The organism is Meiothermus sp. Pnk-1 (assembly GCF_003226535.1).
Classification (GTDB): domain Bacteria; phylum Deinococcota; class Deinococci; order Deinococcales; family Thermaceae; genus Allomeiothermus.
In genome coordinates this window covers 111,637-129,617 of sequence record NZ_QKOB01000004.1, presented here as the reverse complement: position 1 = coordinate 129,617, position 17,981 = coordinate 111,637, and the positions used below count along the sequence as shown (strand labels likewise).

The window sequence follows — 17,981 nt, the reverse complement described above, 5'->3', positions numbered from 1 at the left end:
CGTGTAGCTTCACTGGATCATATATTCCCCGACTAAGGGCGTAGTCTCGCCGAGCAAGATGCCACTCGGCGTGTTTGCCTAACGGGCAAAGTAGCCTTCCATGCCGACGGAGGCTGATCGCAGGCAAGCTGAGCTTGGATTTGAGCCCTCTGTTATCGGTGCAGGTGGAGGCCGCGTAAATTCAGTTAAAAGTACTTGCCGAGGTCTACCGTCTCGCTATAGGTAGTCTGGCCTTGACTATCCTTGAAACTAAACTTTCCCACTTCACTAATCTTACCGTTTGCAGCGAGGTCGCTTAAGTCAAAGCTGTAGCTGATAAGCCCTAAAAAACGCGACTGTGGGCGGGAACCTTGGATCGAGAAGATGTCAGTGTAGGGCCCGTCCACGCTGGGCTTGGCGGTGTAGGTTTTGCCGTCTACCTCGAGCGTAGCCTCCTGGTACTGGTCGAGGTAGCTCCGCTGGCGGGTTTTCCCCTCCTCGTCGGTGATCTTGCTACTGCCGTAAGCCTTGGTCCACTGCTCAACTTCTTGATCTACCGTATAAGGACTGTGAGTGAAGATTACGAAAGTCAGCTTATTCTTGTAGCGCTCCACCACAGCGTTCAAGGCGGCCTCCGTAACCAGCTTGCGCTGGATAGACTCGAGGTAGCCGAAGTAGCGCACCCGCTCGTAAGGGGTCGCTACGATGATGGCGTCCACCTCCCCGTCTCCCGGCTTGAGCGAGATCCCGTCGTTGTACTCCTTGAGCAGATAGTCGCCCAAGATGTAGCCGTTGCGCGGGGTATTCATCGCACTGCCCTCTTTGAGGGCTCTTTGTATTTCTTCCGTAGTCAAAACAGGCTGGAGAGCCAGCGCCGGGCCTAAAGAAAGGCCGAGCGCGGTTAGAACCAACAGGGTACGTTTGGGCATGGGGGATTTCCTCCTTCGTCGGTCAGGCCGCGGTTAGGAATCTCGGCTACGCTCGGATCGAGTTCTACTCGAGCGTAGCCGAGCGAACCATAGGCACTAAGGCAGGGTGAAGATGGCGATCCTCGAGGGGACCGCGTTCACCCCAGTGGCCCCACGCGAGGTGTTCCCGGCAGGCACCGCGATGTACTGCTTGCCGCCCACCACGTAGGTGGCGATCCCGGCCCCGATGGGGGCTTTATCGATGTTCTCCTGGAAGAGCACACTGCCGTTATTGGCGTCCAGTACGTAGAAGGTACCGTCAGTATCACCTACCAGCACCAGGCCGCCCGCTGTCGAGGTCACCGGACTGGCCTTACGAACCCCCCCGTCGGTGGTATGCCGCCACAACATCCTCCCGGTGAGGGCATCGAAAGCGGTGGTGTAGCCTTTAGAGTTCTCAATGGGATCGAGTTGCATTGAGCCGCCGAAGAAGAGCTGGCCGCGCACGTAACGCACCTCACCTAGCTTTACCACCCCACACCAATCAATTGAGTTGACATAGAGAAGCCGGGTCACTGGCGAAAATGACGGCCCGGACCATTGGCTTCCTCCGGTGTAGTTGGGGCAGATCGGGGTGCCCTCGGCAGTGGGAGGCTGGTCGGCATTCTTAATGGTTACGGTGGGCACCTTATAGACTTGCTGCTTAGCGCTCTCATCGTAGGTGAAGAGGAAGCCAGCCTTGGTGGGCACACTGGCGTACAGCTTGCCGTTCAGCCGGAAAAGCAATGGGGCTACCGAGGTGTCGTAGTCTTTATCGTCGTTGGGAATTTGCTGGTAGTAGTGGTTGAGCTTGCCGGTTTTGGCATCCAAAACGATCACCGAATCAGTGAAAAGGTTGGCCCCGGGACGATAGTTGGCGGCAAAGTCAGGGGCAGGGTTACCCACCGAGATATAGAGCAACCCGCTCTCCCGATCGAGGCTGTAAGTAGTCCACATAGAACCGCCGCCGGTAGTGGTGGAATCAGCGTTTTCCCAAGTATTCGCTCCTTCTTGATTCCCTGTGGGAATTACGTCAAAGCTCCAGGCTTCCGAGCCATCCTTCACGTTGAAGGCGTGCATCTTAGCTTTGATGCCCCAGTCCGCCCCGGCCTCGCCCATAAAGACCAGGTCGTTCCACACAATGGGGGCTGAGCTGGTGAAGTAACCGTCAGTGGAGTCCTCGATCTTCTTGTCCCACAAGAGTTGGCCGGTGTTGGCATCGAGGGCGATGATGTGGGCGTCGCCGGTCCCGCGGAAGAGCATCCCATTGTAGATCGCCACCCCACGGTTGGTGGCCAGCGCTACCGGGCCGCTGGGGGTATAAGTGTGCTCCCAGAACTTTTTGCAGTTGGTGGCATCGAGCGCGATGGTGCGGTTTTCCTTGGTGATAAACATCACGCCTTTGTAGACCACTGGAGTAGCCTGAAAGCCCCCCAGGTCGCCCAGATCCAGAGTGCAGACTCGCTTCAGGTTCTTGGCGTTGCTGCGGTTGATGTTCATCGCGGTGGCGAAGCGCTGGCTCATGTACCCTTTGTTGTTCATCAGCCAGGAGTCCAGGGAAAACTCAGAGTTGTTGAGTTCGGCCTGGGTGGGCCCGGTGATCTTTACTGGAAGCGGGGCGCTCACCACCGTGGCCGGTCCTTGTGCGGCCTGGGCTGCAGCGGAGAACTTGAGGTCTTTAAGATTGGCCCTAGCCAGCGGCTTATCGCCGGGTTTGAAACCGTTGGCGCTCAGGACGTGAGCCAAGATAGCGAGGTATTGATCTTGGCTGAGGCTACCGGGAGCAGTCAGCGGCATGGTGGTGGACATAATGTAGTAGAAGTCCTCGAGCGAGTTCTTCTGCCATTTACTAAGGAACTGATCTCCCTTGAGGGGTGGCCCCGATTGCCCTTGAAGCTGCGTCCCGTGGCACATAGCACACTGCGCCTGGTAAATCTGTTGCCCCTGGCTGGCTTGAGCGGCGGTATAGCTTACCTGTGCTTGGGCTAGCGCCCCTGAACCGAAGGCCAAGATTAAAGCCAGCCAGATTTTCCTTTGGTTAGCGACCCACTTTCTCATTTAATGCTCCCTCCCCTTCCAATTCCCATGCTCACGACCGCGGGGCTAAGCCGGGTGTTCAGCCATGTTATTCAGTTCTCACCCCCTTCCAGGGCAAGCTCGGTATGGGGGTTGGGATAAAGTCCCGCGTACCCCGATTGCCGCGAGATCTGCTGGGCATACTCCATCACTGCCTGGGCATAAGCTGGAATGGACTCGAGGGCAAAGCGATACGAAGGTCCCGCCAGGCTGAGCGCCCCGATCACCCGGCCTTGCTGGTTAAAGATGGGAGCGCTCACCGAGCGGGTCTCGAGGTCATAATCTTGATCCCCTACTGAATAGCCCTGCCTGTAAGTGCGCTGTATATCCTCCAGCAAAGATTCGGGGCGAGAAAGGGTATAAGGGGTGTAGACCGGCAACTCGGGCAACCGCTCCAGGAGGCGCTCCCACTGTGCTTTGGGTAGATAAGGCAGCACCGCCCGCGCCCCGCCAGCGTGGAGTGGGAAAGCGTGGCCAATGAGCGAAGCCCAGCGCACCACCCGGTTGCTCTCGCATAGATCCAATAGGATCATGCTCTCCCCCGAGAGGGCCCCCAACACAGCGGTCTCGCCGGTCGAACGAGCCAGTTCGTTCAAGTAGGGCCGGGCCAGCTCAGTTAGGGAGGAATTAACCCGGTGCCCAGCCAGGGCTAGGGTACCGATCACCCTCGAGAGAACGTAGTGCTGGTCGTCCTCTAGCCGCACCAACCCGGCCCGCTCGAGTGTGCGCAACGAACGAAATACCTGGCCGCGATCCATCCCGGTCAGCTCCGCGACGCGGGCTGCGGTGAAGCGATGGGGCGCCTCACCAAACACCAACAGTATTTGTAAGGTCTTGTATGCCGCTTGAATGACATATCGGTCCATGGTGGGGAGCACTTAGATGAAACTCTTTGTGCTTTACTAAATAAAACAGATTTACCCAATGATACGCTACCCACTCAATTTCGTAAAGTGCAGTGACAGAAAAACTTTGGAACCTCGAAGCATCGAAGCATCGAAGATCTCGGCTTGACAGATGTAAAGGGTTGTAATAGCTTGTTAGGAAATTTTCACATTGTGAAAGGTTATCACATGGTGAATCAGAGCCCGAACCAGTATGTTATGAATTCTTCCTACCGCACCCTCCAGGTGCTGCTCGCCTTTGCGGCCCCGCCGCACCGCTTCACCCTGACCGAGGTGACCCAAAGGATGGGTCTGGAGAAAAACCAGGTGTACCGTTCCTTAAAAACCCTCGAAGAAGCTGGCTTCTTGCGCACCGATGCCGACGGACGCTTTTCGCTAACCCCAATCCTGGGGGTACTGGCCGCTGCCTCTGCAGGCAACCAACCATCTTCGCTAGTAGACATAGCAGCTCCGTTCATGGATCGGCTGGCTGCCGAGACCGGGGAGTCGGTTAACCTCTTCGTGCTGGTAGGCGAACTGGCAGTATGCGTTGATCGGCGGGACAGCACCCAGCGGGTACGGGTGGCTTCGGTGCTGGGCCAATCGGTGCCGCTTCACGCCGGAGCGGTTCCCAAGGCCATCTTGGCTAACCTCCCCGAGACCGAGCGAGAACGCATCCTGAGCCGACTATCCAGCTATCCGCGCTATACCGAGCGCACCGTGATGGAGCCAGCCAAACTGCGGCAGGAACTGACCCAGATCCGGGAGCAAGGATATTCGGTAAGCGACGGGGACTTTGATCTAGCTGCCCGCGGGGTAGGAGCGGCTATCTTCGACCACAGCGGCCAGGTAACCGGTGGAATCAGCGTGGGAGGGCCAGCCTTCCGGGTGGATGACCCAACCCTGGCTCGCTTTACTGAACTCATTGTCCAGGTAGCCCGGGCCATCTCAAGGCAGCTCGGCTACCCCATTTAGAGGAACGGCTTCAGTAAGAGGAGGCTCATAGTGATGAAAGGTATACGGTGGAAGTTTGGCAGTATAAGCGCGGTGTTGCTGGCAGGGACGCTTAGCCTGAGCCGAGTGCTGGCCCAGGATTATGACCCCAGCGCGACCTTAAACCTGGCAACCAATGCGGACCCCACCTTAAACCCCTGGACCCCGGGGGCCGTGGTGGAGTCCAACCTGATCAACACCATCGTCTTCGATCAATTGGTGCGTTACAACAAGAAAGATCTGAGCCCAGCCCCCGGTCTGGCTACAAGTTGGAAAGTGTCCCAAGACGGGCTCTCCTGGACCTTCCACCTACGTAAAGGGGTGACCTGGCACGACGGCAAGCCCTTCACCGCGGAAGATGTGGCTTTTACCTTCAACGACGTAGTGCTCAATAAAAAGTTGGGCGCGCAAAACGCCGGTAACTTCAGCAAAGTCAAAACCGTGGAAGTGGTCAACCCCTACACGGTGCGCTTTGTGCTCAACGCGCCTTTTTCCTCTTTGCCCTACTACTTGGCCTATTATGCCGGCATCCTCCCCAAGCACGTTTTAGGCAACGCCGACAATCCCCTTCAGGTAGCCAGCTTTAACAAGAAGAACCCCATCGGCACCGGGGCTTTCCAGGTGGCCGAGTTCGTGCCGGGCTCTTACGTACGTCTGGTCAAGTACGAAAAGTACTGGGGCGGTACTCCCAAGATCAGTTCGATCGTGTTCAAGATCGTGCCCGATCCCAACACCCAGATGGCCCAGGCGATCTCCGGGGAACTGGATTTCGTGGGGGTCTCTAACCCCGCTCTGCTGGCCGGGGCGGAGCGCAACCCCAAGCTGCAAGTGCTGCGCCAGAGTCAAAACCTCTATTACTTCGTAGCGCTCAATCAGAACGACCCTCGCTTCCGCGACGTGCGGGTGCGCCAGGCCCTGCTCTACGCCATCGACCGCAAGGCTATGATTGACTCGGTGGTGCGCGGTTATGGGACTATCGCCACCGGTCCCATTGCCCCCTTGCAAAAAGCTTTTTACGTGAAGGACGTGCCCCAATATCCCTATAACCCAGAGAAAGCCAAGCAACTGCTGGCCCAGGCCGGCTGGACCCCTGGCCCCGATGGGGTATTGCAAAAAGATGGCAAGCCCTTCGAGATCGACATGCCTACCGGGCAGTTCGGCTATCTGGTTCCGGCCACGCTGCTGGTACAGCAGTACTGGAAGGCCATCGGGGTGAAGGCCAACGTCAACGTGATGGAGTGGAATGCCTACATCCAGAAGATGTTCGTCAACCGCCAGTACGAAGCCACCCTGGCCTGGTGGAGCACCCCTCCGACCCCCGATGTAACCCCCTACTATGCTTCCTCCGCTGCCGACAAGGGCAACAACATCCCCAACTACAAAAATCCCGAGTTAGACAAACTGCTCGAGGAGGGGCTCAAGGCCACCGGAGTGCAGGAGCAGGTGCTCATCTACCGACGCATCCAGCGTCTGCTGGCCGAGCAGCTACCCTACCTTTACTTGTGGTACCCCGACATCATCTCCGTGCGTAACGAAAGGGTCGGTGGGATGGCCGACATCAACACCGCTACGGCCTTCCAGTACTCCTCGGAGTGGTTCATCAAGCGCTAGGAGCTGAATGTGGCCGCTTACATCATCCGCCGGCTCCTCCAAGGGGGGGTAGTGCTGTTTTTGATCTCGGCGGTCACCTTTTTACTCATCAACCTGGCCCCGGGAGGCCCCACCTCGGCAGTGAGTTTGGGCCGCACCGCCGAAGAGCGTGAAGCAGTGCTCAAACAATATGGCCTAGACCGCCCGGTGCTGGTGCGCTACTTCGACTGGCTGACTGGGGTAGTGCGGGGAGATTTTGGCAAATCCTACAACCAAGGCCTTCCTGTTGCCTCACTGCTGGCGCAGCGGATGGGTAACACCCTCCAGCTGGCCCTCACCGCGCTGACCCTCACGGCCATATTAGGAGTGGCGCTGGGTGTACTGTCGGCTTTGTACAAAAACCGCTGGCCCGACCACCTGATCAGCAGCCTGGCCACAGTGGGCATGTCAGTACCCGCCTTTTGGCTAGGTATCGTGGCCATCATCGTCTTCGCGGTGCAGTTCAAGTGGCTCCCCTCCTCGGGCATCTTCACAGTAGGCCAGGAGTTCTCGCTCATAGACCGCCTGCGTCATTTGGCAATGCCCGCCGGGGTGCTGGCCTTCACCCTGATGCCCAACGTCATCCGCATTACCCGCACGGCCCTTCTGGACGTGCTCACCTCAGACTACGTGCGCACCGCCCGAGCCAAGGGGGTCCCGGAGCGGGTGGTGCTGCTCAAGCACACTCTCAAGAATGCCCTGGTTCCGGTCATCGCCATTCTGGGCCTCATCACCACCGTGCTTTTTTCGGGCTCGGTGGTGGTGGAGAGCGTTTTTGGTTGGGCCGGACTGGGCCGGCTCGCCATTGAGGCCGCCAACGGGCGCGACTACCCGGTGATCCTGGGGGTCACATTGCTGGTGGGAGCCATCGTGGTGTTGGTCAACTTGTTGGTGGACGTTCTCTACGCTGCCGTAGACCCCCGGATCAGCCATGAATAGCGCCATCCCGAGTTCTTCCGCCCCCTCCCGCCCCCGCAGTCGCTTCTGGCTGCGGGTTCGCCGCAACCCGGTGGGGTTAGGAGCTTTTCTAATAATCTGCCTGTTAGCCTTACTGGTGGTTTTTGGTCCCACCCTATACCGGGTAGCCCCAGACGCCACCGACCCGCTTAACATCCTGGCCACCTCGAGCCCCGCCCATCCTTTTGGTACCGATGAGCTGGGGCGAGACATGCTGAGTCGGTTGCTCTATGGGGGGCGGGTCTCGCTCGCTGTAGGTCTGCTCTCCATGCTGGTGGGGCTCACCATCGGAAGCTTAGCCGGGAGCATAGCCGGCTATTTCAAAGGCTGGGCTGAAACCCTAGTGATGCGGTTGGTGGACGTGTTTATGTCCATCCCTAGCTTCTTCTTGGTGCTGGTGATCGTGACGGTCTTCGGCAATCATCCCCTGACCGTGGTAGTCACGGTAGGAATCGGCTTCTGGGCTCAGATGGCGCGGGTGGTCTACGCCGAGTTCGCCAAGTACCGGGGGCGCGAGTTTGTGGAGGCGATGCACGCCCTGGGAGCCTCCCACGCACGCATCATGTTCCGGCATATCTTTCCCCAGGTACTGCCTCAGGCTATCGTGCTGGCCACCCTGGGGGTAGGCTGGGCTATTCTCACCGAGGCCGCCCTCAGCTACCTGGGGCTGGGCATTCAGCCCCCACTGGCTTCCTGGGGCAACATGCTGCAAAACGCCCAGGCTTACCTCTACTCCAACCCCATGCTGGCGATCTGGCCAGGGCTTTTCATCGCGGTGACGGTGCTGGCTTTCAATGTTTTAGGCAACGCGCTGCGGGACCTCCTGGATCCGAGAAATTAGGGCTCGAGGCGGGGAAGATCACAGTATCCAGGTAGACGGTATGAAAGGAGAAAATGACAAACCGGCGGAATGAGACCACGCTCTCGGGGCCTCCCCAGTTGAGGAACCTGCGGGTGGCCGTCTACGCCTCCGGCGGAGCCCCCGCGCACCACCTAGCCCTGCTGGCCTTGTGGGGGGGCCAGCCCAGGGTGATCTACGCGGAGGAGATCACCGCGGGCGGCCTCGACAGTCTCGACGCGGTGATCTTCCCTGGCGGCGGGCTTCTAGCGATGGCCGGGCAACTCGAGCCGTTAGGAGCCACAGGAGTCGCCAGGGTTCGCGCTTGGGTCGATTCCGGGGGCACATACATCGGCACCTGCGCAGGCTCCTGTCACCCACTCAGGATGAGCGACCCCTACCGCGAAGCCCTACCGGCGGCGGCCCAATTTCAGATGTGCGAGGTGACCCCGTTGAATGCCTCCACCGGCGAGTGGGGTCTGGACTCGCCAGGAACGGGCCGGATACAGGTCAGGCCGGAGGATCACCCGCTATTTGAGGGATTCTCCGAGCCTTTCGAGATCGTTCACTACAACGGTCCCCTCTTCCCGCCGGAACCAGGGGCGGCAGGGGAAGTACTGCGGGCAACCGAAGCCTTCACCCCCTTCGAGCGGTCGCTGGGGCTCGACGGCGAGACTACCCTCGAGCGCTCCATCGCCCGAGGCGCCCGCATCGCCTACCACCAGCCGGTGGGCGCCGGCCAGATCATCCTGTTCGGTTCACACCCGGAGTTCGGGGCCAGCGCCCTGCAACTGGGTTGGCTCCCCGCCTCGAGGCTGCTCGCCAACGCCCTGAAGACGGTCAGGGCGCACGGAAGCGTCAGCCCCAAGACCGGTACGGTCGGCCGCGAAACGCTATCCGAGGCCACCCGTACCGTCCACGAGCTGGAAGTGGTGCTCGAGCGCCTGGCCCCTTTGCAGCTACACCTTCCGCCGAACACCCCGCCTTTTCTGGGGCAGAGTGGCCCCGAGCTATGGACGGCAGCTCTCGAGGAGTCCCGGCAAGTGCTCGAGCGGATGCGGCTCTGGCTGACGAACAGCCCAGTCGGGGAGGGCTTGGCCGCTCCCTTCCTCCTCGACAGTGCACCCCGACCCAACCAGGACTTCGGCTTCGCCGGGGCGAAGCAGCTCCTTACTCGAGCGCTCGAGATGGCCCGTCAAGCTCTAGACACCCCGCCAGAAGCCTGGCCCGCCTTCAGCGGCGCTTACAATGAGTTTCTCAGCCATCCTTATCATCTGGTCGCCAGCACCTACTTGAGCGCTGGCGGCCTCATCGCCGGGGCAGCCCTCCAAGCCACGGCCTTCGCCGCGGCGAACGGCCTGGCTCTGCCGGAGATCGTGCCCCTCACAGGAGTGAATCATGCAGAATAAACGCTATAGCGGATACAAGTCTTTCCAGTACCTCGAGCCCGGTGTTGACTACAAGCCCTTCAAGCTGGCCAAGGAGCTGGACCGGGTGCCAAGCCGCAAGGTAGAGGTGACCCCTGAGCAGGAGGAGCGGGTAAAGCGCATCTTCCGGGAAAACCTCATCATCTCATTGCACGATCACTGTTTCGTAGCCCCTGAAAACCTCGCCGAGTTCTTCGAATTTCGCCGCCAAGGCCGGGATTGGACTGGCTACGAAGGCCTCAGTGTAAGCGGTCTGGACTGCGTGTTTGACAACCTCATGAACGGCACCGCCATGATCACTTCACGCTCGGGCTGGAAGTGGGACGACATCATCTATGACATCGGGATGCGCCTTTCGGATATTGCCCACCAGGACATGGTGGTATTGGCTACCACCACTGAGGATATCGTGCGGGCCAAGCAAAATGGGCAGATTGCTTTCGTGGTCTCGCTCGAGGGCGCGGCCATGATCGAGAACGAGCTCGATCGCTTGGACATCCTCTATGGCCTGGGGGTACGCTGTTTGGGAATCGCCTATAGCGAGGGCAACCAACTCGGCGGGGGCTTACGCGAGCCCAACGACGGCGGGCTCACCGTGTTCGGACGCAAGGCGGTTCAGCGGATGAACAAGCTGGGCATTGCCATCGACATCTCCCATTCCGGCGACCGCACTTCCATGGACACCATCGAAATCAGCGAGAAGCCGGTCTTCATCACCCACGCCGGGGCCCGGGCCTTGTGGAACTCCAACCGCCTCAAGCCCGATGAGGTGATCAAGGCCTGCGCGGCCAAAGGCGGAGTCATCGGCATCGAAGCCGCCCCCCATACCACCATCACCCATAAGAACCCTCGCCACTCCATCGATAGCTTTATGGAGCACTTCGAGTACTGCGTAGACTTAGTGGGCATTGACCACGTAGCTTTCGGCCCAGACGTGCTCTTTGGCGATCATGTGGGTCTGCACCACACCCTCTCGGAGGCCTTGTCCATCGCCGCCAGCCGGGGGGCGCTGGAGTATCCCAAAGTGGAGTGGGTGGACGGCTTGGAGAGCCCAGCTGAAGCTTTCCCTAACATCGTGCGCTGGCTGGTCAAGCACGGTTATAGCGACGAGGATATCGCCAAGGTGGTGGGGGGTAACATCATGCGGGTGCTAAAGGAAGTCTGGTACAAGTAGGCAGATAGCCTGCGGGGGAGCGATAATGCATATCGAAATCAACGGGGTAAATTTGGTTTACGACGACTCGGGCGGCGAAAAAATCCCCTTCGTCACCTTGCACGGCGGCCCCGGCATGGGTAGCCGCAAGGGGGACTGGGCAGCGTTCCAACCCCTCACCGATACTTTCCGCCTTATCAGCTATGACCAGCGTGGCAACGGCGAGTCGGAGGGCCGCGAGCCCTATTCTCACGAGCAGTTTGTGGCCGACCTCGAGGGGTTGCGCCAGAAGCTGAACCTGGGCCGGATCGTGCTGCTGGGCGGCTCGTATGGGGGCTTTATCGCCCTGGAGTACGCCCTGCGCCACCCGGAGAACCTACACGCCCTTATCCTGCGCGACACCGCCGCGAGCAACAAGTACCAGTACACCGCTAAGCAACGGGCGCTGGCGAGCGGCTTACCGATGGACGGGGAGCGCTTGGATCGGCTCTTCTCCGGCCGCCTGACCTCCGACGAGGACTTTCGCGAGAGCTTCGCCATGATCCAGCCGCTCTATACTGTCCGGCGCGACCCCGAGGAGGAAGCCCGGCGGCTGGCCGCCCTCCCCTTCCGCTACCAGACCCACAATTGGGCCTTCCGCCGCAACCAGCCCAATTACGACCTCACCGCCCGCCTCCCCGAGATCAAGGTCCCGGTCTTGGTCACGGTAGGCCGCCACGACTGGATTACCCCGCTCGAGGCCAGCCAGGAGTTACACCGGCTACTCCCCAATAGCCAGCTGGTGATCTTCGAGAATAGCGGGCACTCGCCCCATGTGGAAGAGCAAGAGCGGTATTTGCAGGAGGTGCGAAATTTTCTGCAGCGCCACCTGGCTTCGCAGATCTGACCTCCTTCCAACCAGCCGGTGTCGCAAGAATCCCGGCCGGATACAGGTCTATAACCGACGAATAGGCGGGGAGTACGCAGTTCCCCCATGCTCGGCTCATCCGCCTGGTGCAGGATAACCTTTCCACCCACAGCCCGGCCTCCTTCTATGCGCATCTGCCTGCAGCGCAGGCGTTTGCCCTGATGGAGCGGTGGGAGTGGAACTACACCCCGCCCAGGGCCAGTTTGCTGAACATGGTGGAGATTGAGCCATCGACTCTCTCCCGGCAGTGCTTGCAGCGCCGCATTGGAACCTAAGAGGCATTAGAGCGGGAGGTACGGGCCTGGGTGGCGGAGCGTAATCGACGTCGGGTCACGGTGAGCTGGCAGTTCACGGTACAGAAGGAAAGTTTCAAGTTGTTTGACTTATTCTCCACCCTAGATGTGGGTATCCAAGAAGACCTTGCGGCTTGGAAAGCTCGTTGGGATTTAGAACGGGTACATCGCTTGCTCAAACAGAATCTTGCTCTATTCAAATGCCTTTCTCGTTCCTATGCTGCTCAACTCAAACATGCTGACCTTGCCATCACTGCCCTACATCTTGTTCGACAACAAAAACAACTACATCCAGATCTTTCTTGGCGTGCAGCACAGCAAAATGCTGCAAAAATCCTCAGATCTCAGCTTCTGACCGAGCTTTCTTCGCTTTCAGCCTAGTTTTATGCCTTTCTTCTCATCGCTTTTCGTGGAGGGTCAACCTTTTGCTAAACTGAATGAGAGCGGCAACACTTGATACCGATGTTTGAAGCGCATACCCGTTACAAAGCGTGCGTTCTTAGGGAATAGAGATGAGCGAATTGCTCCTGGGTATCGACGTAGGCACCTACAGCAGCAAGGGGGTGCTGGTAGCGCCCGATGGCACCGTGCTGAAGAGTCAGGTAGTCGAACACGGCCTGGACATCCCGCATCCGGGATGGGCCGAGCAGGACGCGGAGAGGGTGTGGTGGGCCGACGTGGTGGCCCTCTGTAAAACTCTCCTCGACGGTAGACCCTATACCGCAGGCGAGGTGGCCGCGGTATGCCTCAGCGCGATCGGACCGTGTCTGCTGCCTTTGGACCGGCAAGGCCGCCCGCTGCGGCGGGGAATCCTGTACGGGGTGGACACCCGCGCTACCGAGGAAATCGAGTTGCTCGAGCGCTCCATCGGCCCCGCAGCGCTTTTCAGGCTCAGCGGCATGGCCCTCTCCAGCCAGGCCGTAGGACCGAAGATCCTCTGGCTCAGGCGCCACGAGCCCGAAATCTGGCGGCAAACAGCGCGCATCACCACCGCCAGCAGTTACCTGACCTACCGCCTGACGGGCGAGCACGTCATGGACCGCCATACCGCCAGCCACTACATTCCCCTCTTCGACCTGAAGAGCTTGGAGTGGACGGACCGTTACGCCCAGCAGGTAGCCGACCCTTCACTCCTGCCCCGCCTGGGCTGGAGCGACGAACTGGCCGGGGAGGTGAGCCCGCAAGGGGCCCGGGAAACCGGCCTCAAAGCGGGTACCCCGGTGGCCGTGGGGGCGGTGGACGCCCTGGCCGAGGCGGTGAGCGTGGGGGTGGCCCATCCGGGGGACCTGATGGTCATGTACGGCAGCACCGCGTTCTTACTCCTGGTGCAGGAGAGCCCCACCCCCGACCCCCGCCTGTGGACGGTCGCCGGGGCCCGCCAGGGGCAGTACAACCTGGCAGCGGGGATGGCCACCAGCGGCAGCCTGACCCGCTGGTTCCGTGACGAGCTGGCCCGCGACCTGAGCGAGACCGAAGCCTACAAACGACTCTACCAGGCAGCCGAGCAGGTACCGGCGGGGGCCCGCGGCTTGCTGGTCCTGCCTTACTTCAGCGGCGAGCGCACCCCCATCAACGACCCCAAAGCCCGGGGCCTCATCGCCGGGCTCAGCCTCTCGCACCGCCGCGAGGAGCTGTTCCGGGCAGCCCTCGAGGGCGTGGGATACGGTATCCGCCACAACCTCGAGACCCTCGGGGAGGTTGGTACCTCAGTACGGCGTGTAGTAGCGGTGGGGGGCGGCACCCAGGGGCGCACCTGGCTACAGATCGTCAGCGACATCAGCGGCCAGGAACAGCTCCTGCCCGAGGTGACCCTCGGGGCTAGCTACGGCGACGCTTTCTTAGCCGGGGTGGCCGGGGGCCTCCTGCGCTGGGACGATCTGGAACGGTGGGTGCGCCTCAAAGGGCGCGTCGCCCCCAATCCCGCCCACAAAGCCCGCTATGACGAGTTGTACCGGATTTACCTGGAAATCTACGCCGCCACCCGTACCCTGATGCACCGCCTCGCCGGGATGGGCCAGGAGGGCGCCTGAGTATTCTTCAGGGGCGCTTCACTTTGGGTGTACCCTAAAAACGCCACTCTCTTTGAGCGCCGGGTAGAGCCGGATGTACTGCCGGTACAGTTCCTGGTAAGTCTGCGCCAGTCTAGGGTCGGGGAAGGTGGTTTCGGGCTTGAGCCGGACGGCTTTGGCCACTGCCTCGTCCACGTCCGGGTAAACCTCCACCCCCACCCCCGCCAGCAGCGCCGCGCCAAAGGCGGGTCCCTCCTCCACCTCGAGCCCCTGCAATGGGGCTTCCAGCGTGGCCGCAACGATGGCCCGCCACAGCGGGCTGCGCATTCCCCCGCCCACGGTGCGCAAGGCCTCTGGCTGGATTCCCAAGGCGGTGATCCGTACCAGCGAGTCCTTCAGCGCGAAGGCCACCCCCTCGAGGATGGCCCGCACCAGGTGGCCTTTGCGGTGGGCCAGGCTGAGCCCCACCCAGCCCCCCCGGGCCTGGGGGTCCAGGTGGGGGGTGCGCTCTCCTGCCAGGTAGGGCAGGAAATAAAGCCCTTCGGCGCCCGCCGGGATCGGCCCGGCCTGATCCATCAGCACCTCGTAGGGATCGCGCCCGGCTCCTTGGGCGGCGGCCACCTCTTCCCCGGCCAGGGTGTCCCGGTACCAGCGCAGGCTGCCCCCGGCGGAGAGGACCACCCCCATCAGGTGGTACTTGCCCGGTACGGCGTGGCAAAAAGCGTGCAAAGCCCCCTCCGGGTCCAGGCGCAGGCGGTCGCTGGGGGCGAAGATCACCCCCGAGGTGCCCACCGAAACCGAGGCGGTTCCCTCCCGTACCACCCCGCTCCCCACCGCCGCCGCCGCGTTATCCCCCCCACCCGCCGCCACCGGCAGGCCCGCCGGCAACCCGGTGCGGCGGGCCGCCTCCGGGCTCACGTACCCGGTGATTTGTGGGCCTTCATGGACGCTGGGGAGCCACTCGGGGGGGATCTCGAGCGCCCCCAGAATCTCCGGCGAGTAGTCGCGCCGCGCCAGGTCGAGCAGCAGGGTACCGGCTGCGTCCGAGGCATCGGTGGCGAACCCTCCGGTGAGCCGGTAACGGATGAAGTCTTTAGGCAGCAGAAGGTGCCGGACCCTGGCGTAGGCCTCCGGTTCGTTCTTCCGCAACCAGAGGATTTTCGGGGCCTGGAAGCCGGTGAGGGCGGGGTTTCCAGCGATCTCCCGCAGCCGCTGGGGGCCTACCCGTTCCTCGATCTCCCGGCACTCGCCTGCGGTGCGTCCGTCGTTCCACAATAGCGCGGGCCGGATGGGGTTGCCGAGGCTATCCAGGAACACCGCGCCGTGCATCTGGCCGGTGAGCCCCAGGGCCAGGATCTCGATCTTTTGTTCTTCGGCCTGCTCTGCCAGCCGCTTTAGCACCGCCACAGAGGCCTCCCACCAGACCTCGGGCTCCTGTTCGGCCCAGCCGGGCCGGGGGACGAGCAGGGGATGTTCCGCGCTCTGCGCGCCCAGAACCCTCCCCTCCAGGCTCACCAACAACCCTTTGCAACCGCTGGTGCCGATGTCCAGGCCCAACAGACCGTGTCGTTTCATAGGGATCTCTCCAGACAAGCTTGGGTAACAGTATACCTATATCGACGGTACGAAGTGGCTGCCTATGGGGAGCTATAACCGTGCCCCTCGGATGCTGACGGGACCGTCTCTGGAGCTGTGATTGCACATCCAGATGCCGGAGGGTATACCGGGAAAAGTGGATCGGCAAGGAGATTCAGGGATCTATGGGATAAAGATTCTAACATTTTGCCACACCTCCACTGGCAGTGGGTACCTGCGCGGTTTGACTCTTCTACCTATGAAGTATAGTACGGTGCCGGTCCGGAGCGCTTATCAGTCCGCCGAAACTGCGGCCAGTAAACCGGGATATTGTTCCACATCAGGGTGTTGGCTCCCAATAAATGTTAGGAAATGTTGACTTTTTTTAAGAGATGTCTTATTATGCATCGCATAACCAAACTCGGTTCATAAGCTAGAAGTATCTCTTTTGCGAGGTAATCGCCGTTTTATGCTACCGGAGGAGCGTCGTCATAATTTGTTACGCCTGACTGCCGAACGAGGCCGTGTGAAGATCTCAGAGGCAGCCAAGAGGTTTGGTGTATCCGAGATGACCATCCACCGAGACATCCAGCTGCTGGAGTCCCAGGGTTTAGTACGCAAATTACACGGTGGGGTGGCCTTGGCAGGAGTCCAGGAAGTTCCTTACCGAGAGCGCATAGTACAGCAGTATGCCCAAAAGCGCGCCATTGCGGAAGCAGCGGTCAGACTGGTTCAGCCTGGCTACACCCTTTATCTCTCACCCGGAACTACCACCACCGAGATCGCCCGCTTGCTGCCTAATGAAAACCTTACCGTGATCACCAACAGTCTACCTATTGCCCAAGAGCTGATGCACGCTACCCAACTTGAGGTAGTGCTCACCGGGGGCTCGGTGCGGCGTTATGCTGAGGCCTTGGTCGGCCCAGCAGCTGAGGCTAGTCTAGCTCAGGTCTTCGTTAATCTGGCTTTTGTAGGGATCACCGGCATGGATCCGGTGGGTGGACTGACTGTTTATTCAGAGAGCGAGGCCAGGGTCTTGCAAGCGGCCTTACGGTCTGCCCGCAAGACAATCTTGGTGGCGGACAGCAGCAAATGGGGCAAGGTGATGGGGCCACAGGTAGCGCCTGTGGAGATGGTGCATGTCCTCATAAGCGATGCAGCCTTGCCCAAGTCGGCGGTGGAGTATCTACAAGCTCGCGATGTGGCAGTAACCCTAGTAGAGGTAGTTGAGGACAAACGATGAAAGCTCTTTTGATCGATGGCCCAGGGAAAGTCAGGGTAGGGGAGTTCGAGCAACCCCCCACGGACGTGGAAGGGCGGCTGCGCATCGCGGTACAGGCCGTAACAGTGTGCGGCTCAGATCTACACTACTTTCTCGAAGGCGGTATCGGCAGTGCAGTGGTACGGGAACCCTTTGTAGTAGGACATGAGTTTTCTGGCATAGTAGACGATCCGAATGGGGCAAGGTTTGGCTTGCCGGAAGGTACACTGGTCGCAGTAGATCCTGCCGAATCTTGTGGTGGTTGTGAGTGGTGCTTGGCGGGCTCCCCAAATCTCTGTCCCAACGTGGAATTCGCAGGTTCTCCCCCAGTCCCCGGGGCTATGCGGGAGTTCTTCTGGGCCAAACCGAGCAATCTTTTCCCTCTGCCGAAAGGGTTTGACGCGGTGGACGCGGCTTTGCTGGAGCCGCTCGGAGTTGCGATTCACGCGGTGGACCACGCGAAGATTCGCCTTGGCTGCCGAGTAGCTGTGGTGGGGGCCGGGGCGATTGGCATGTATCTCCTTCAGGTAGCCCGGGTAGCTGGGGCCGGGGAGGTGCACGTCCTTGAGCCGCTAGAGTATCGCCGCCGTAAAGCTCTGGAGCTTGGCGCAGATGCTGTTCATAGCACCCCAGAGGAACTTTTACAGGCCACCGAAGGGCTGGGAGCGGAGGTGGTGCTGGAGGCCACTGACAGCGCACAAGGTCCAGAAGACGCCTGCACGGTCGCACGCATCGGTGGCAGAGTGGTGCTGGTCGGTATACCTGAGGGTGATCGCTTTAGCCTCACAGCTTCGCAGGTGCGGCGTAAGGGACTCACGATCAAACTCTCTAGGCGAATGGGCCACGTATACCCACGAGCAATCCGCCTTGCCTCATCCGGCCGTGTCAACTTGCGGGCGGTGGCTACGCATCAATTCACCCTGGATCAAGCCCCTTTAGCCTTCTCCCTTCAGGCTGCGCGTAAGGAGGAGATTATCAAAAGCGTCATCCACATTCAGCCACAAACCCCGATCGATGGCTGAATGGACGATGAGGCGGGGAATGCCCCGCATT

General features: G+C 60.5%; 16 protein-coding genes. 12 read left to right on the top strand and 4 right to left on the bottom strand.

The window, feature by feature from the left end; genetic code table 11:
* Nucleotides 1–185 precede the first annotated feature (185 nt).
* From DNA98_RS07805 to DNA98_RS07795, 3 genes are all read right to left on the bottom strand, one after another.
* The gene (locus DNA98_RS07805; RefSeq protein ID WP_110528669.1) at nt 186–788 is read right to left on the bottom strand and encodes a hypothetical protein; all 603 of its coding nucleotides are present in this window, start codon (nt 786–788) and stop codon (nt 186–188) included.
* A gap of 216 nt (nt 789–1,004) precedes the next feature.
* Nucleotides 1,005–2,984 carry a PQQ-binding-like beta-propeller repeat protein gene (locus DNA98_RS07800; protein WP_110528666.1) on the bottom strand — a complete coding sequence of 660 codons (1,980 nt, stop codon included), beginning with the start codon at nt 2,982–2,984 and terminating at the stop codon, nt 1,005–1,007.
* Between the two features lie 71 nt (nt 2,985–3,055).
* Nucleotides 3,056–3,868 (bottom strand): IclR family transcriptional regulator, encoded by an 813-nt coding sequence (locus DNA98_RS07795; RefSeq protein ID WP_110528664.1) that lies wholly within the window; start codon nt 3,866–3,868, stop codon nt 3,056–3,058.
* A gap of 237 nt (nt 3,869–4,105) precedes the next feature.
* Here DNA98_RS07795 and DNA98_RS07790 point away from each other — a divergent pair, with 237 nt between their 5' ends.
* From DNA98_RS07790 to DNA98_RS07750, 10 genes are all read left to right on the top strand, one after another.
* Nucleotides 4,106–4,861: an IclR family transcriptional regulator gene (locus tag DNA98_RS07790; RefSeq protein ID WP_199489372.1), complete on the top strand. Its 756-nt coding sequence runs from the start codon at nt 4,106–4,108 to the stop codon at nt 4,859–4,861.
* 33 nt (nt 4,862–4,894) lie between these two features.
* The gene (locus DNA98_RS07785; protein WP_110528659.1) at nt 4,895–6,490 is read left to right on the top strand and encodes an ABC transporter substrate-binding protein; all 1,596 of its coding nucleotides are present in this window, start codon (nt 4,895–4,897) and stop codon (nt 6,488–6,490) included.
* A 9-nt stretch (nt 6,491–6,499) separates the two neighbouring features.
* Nucleotides 6,500–7,447 (top strand): ABC transporter permease, encoded by a 948-nt coding sequence (locus tag DNA98_RS07780; protein ID WP_199489371.1) that lies wholly within the window; start codon nt 6,500–6,502, stop codon nt 7,445–7,447.
* On the top strand, nt 7,440–8,306 hold the full coding sequence (locus DNA98_RS07775; RefSeq protein WP_110528653.1) for an ABC transporter permease: 867 nt from the start codon (nt 7,440–7,442) through the stop codon (nt 8,304–8,306). The genes DNA98_RS07780 and DNA98_RS07775 overlap by 8 nt, the downstream gene beginning before the upstream one ends.
* 53 nt (nt 8,307–8,359) lie before the next feature.
* The gene (locus DNA98_RS07770; RefSeq protein ID WP_110528650.1) at nt 8,360–9,712 is read left to right on the top strand and encodes a hypothetical protein; all 1,353 of its coding nucleotides are present in this window, start codon (nt 8,360–8,362) and stop codon (nt 9,710–9,712) included.
* Complete coding sequence (locus DNA98_RS07765) at nt 9,702–10,904, top strand: dipeptidase (protein ID WP_110528648.1); 1,203 nt, start codon at nt 9,702–9,704, stop codon at nt 10,902–10,904. Before DNA98_RS07770 ends, DNA98_RS07765 begins: the two co-directional genes overlap by 11 nt.
* Nucleotides 10,905–10,929: 25 nt before the next feature.
* Nucleotides 10,930–11,769, top strand: coding sequence for an alpha/beta fold hydrolase (locus DNA98_RS07760; protein ID WP_110528645.1), 840 nt, complete (start codon nt 10,930–10,932; stop codon nt 11,767–11,769).
* Nucleotides 11,770–11,876: 107 nt separating this feature from the next.
* Nucleotides 11,877–12,065, top strand: a complete 189-nt coding sequence (locus DNA98_RS07755) for a transposase (protein ID WP_158531623.1) — start codon at nt 11,877–11,879, stop codon at nt 12,063–12,065.
* A 60-nt stretch (nt 12,066–12,125) separates the two neighbouring features.
* Nucleotides 12,126–12,464, top strand: a complete 339-nt coding sequence (locus DNA98_RS17670; RefSeq protein WP_146237988.1) for a hypothetical protein — start codon at nt 12,126–12,128, stop codon at nt 12,462–12,464.
* Between the two features lie 131 nt (nt 12,465–12,595).
* Nucleotides 12,596–14,113, top strand: coding sequence for an FGGY-family carbohydrate kinase (locus DNA98_RS07750; protein WP_110528639.1), 1,518 nt, complete (start codon nt 12,596–12,598; stop codon nt 14,111–14,113).
* Nucleotides 14,114–14,131: 18 nt separating this feature from the next.
* Here DNA98_RS07750 and xylB read toward each other — a convergent pair whose 3' ends face one another.
* On the bottom strand, nt 14,132–15,667 hold the full coding sequence (gene xylB, locus DNA98_RS07745) for a xylulokinase (protein WP_110528636.1): 1,536 nt from the start codon (nt 15,665–15,667) through the stop codon (nt 14,132–14,134).
* 469 nt (nt 15,668–16,136) lie between these two features.
* Here xylB and DNA98_RS07740 point away from each other — a divergent pair, with 469 nt between their 5' ends.
* Nucleotides 16,137–16,910, top strand: coding sequence for a DeoR/GlpR family DNA-binding transcription regulator (locus DNA98_RS07740; RefSeq protein ID WP_110528633.1), 774 nt, complete (start codon nt 16,137–16,139; stop codon nt 16,908–16,910).
* A complete protein-coding gene (locus DNA98_RS07735; RefSeq protein WP_110528630.1) occupies nt 16,907–17,950 on the top strand; it encodes a zinc-binding dehydrogenase in 1,044 nt (347 codons plus the stop codon). Before DNA98_RS07740 ends, DNA98_RS07735 begins: the two co-directional genes overlap by 4 nt.
* The last annotated feature ends 31 nt before the right edge of the window (nt 17,951–17,981 follow it).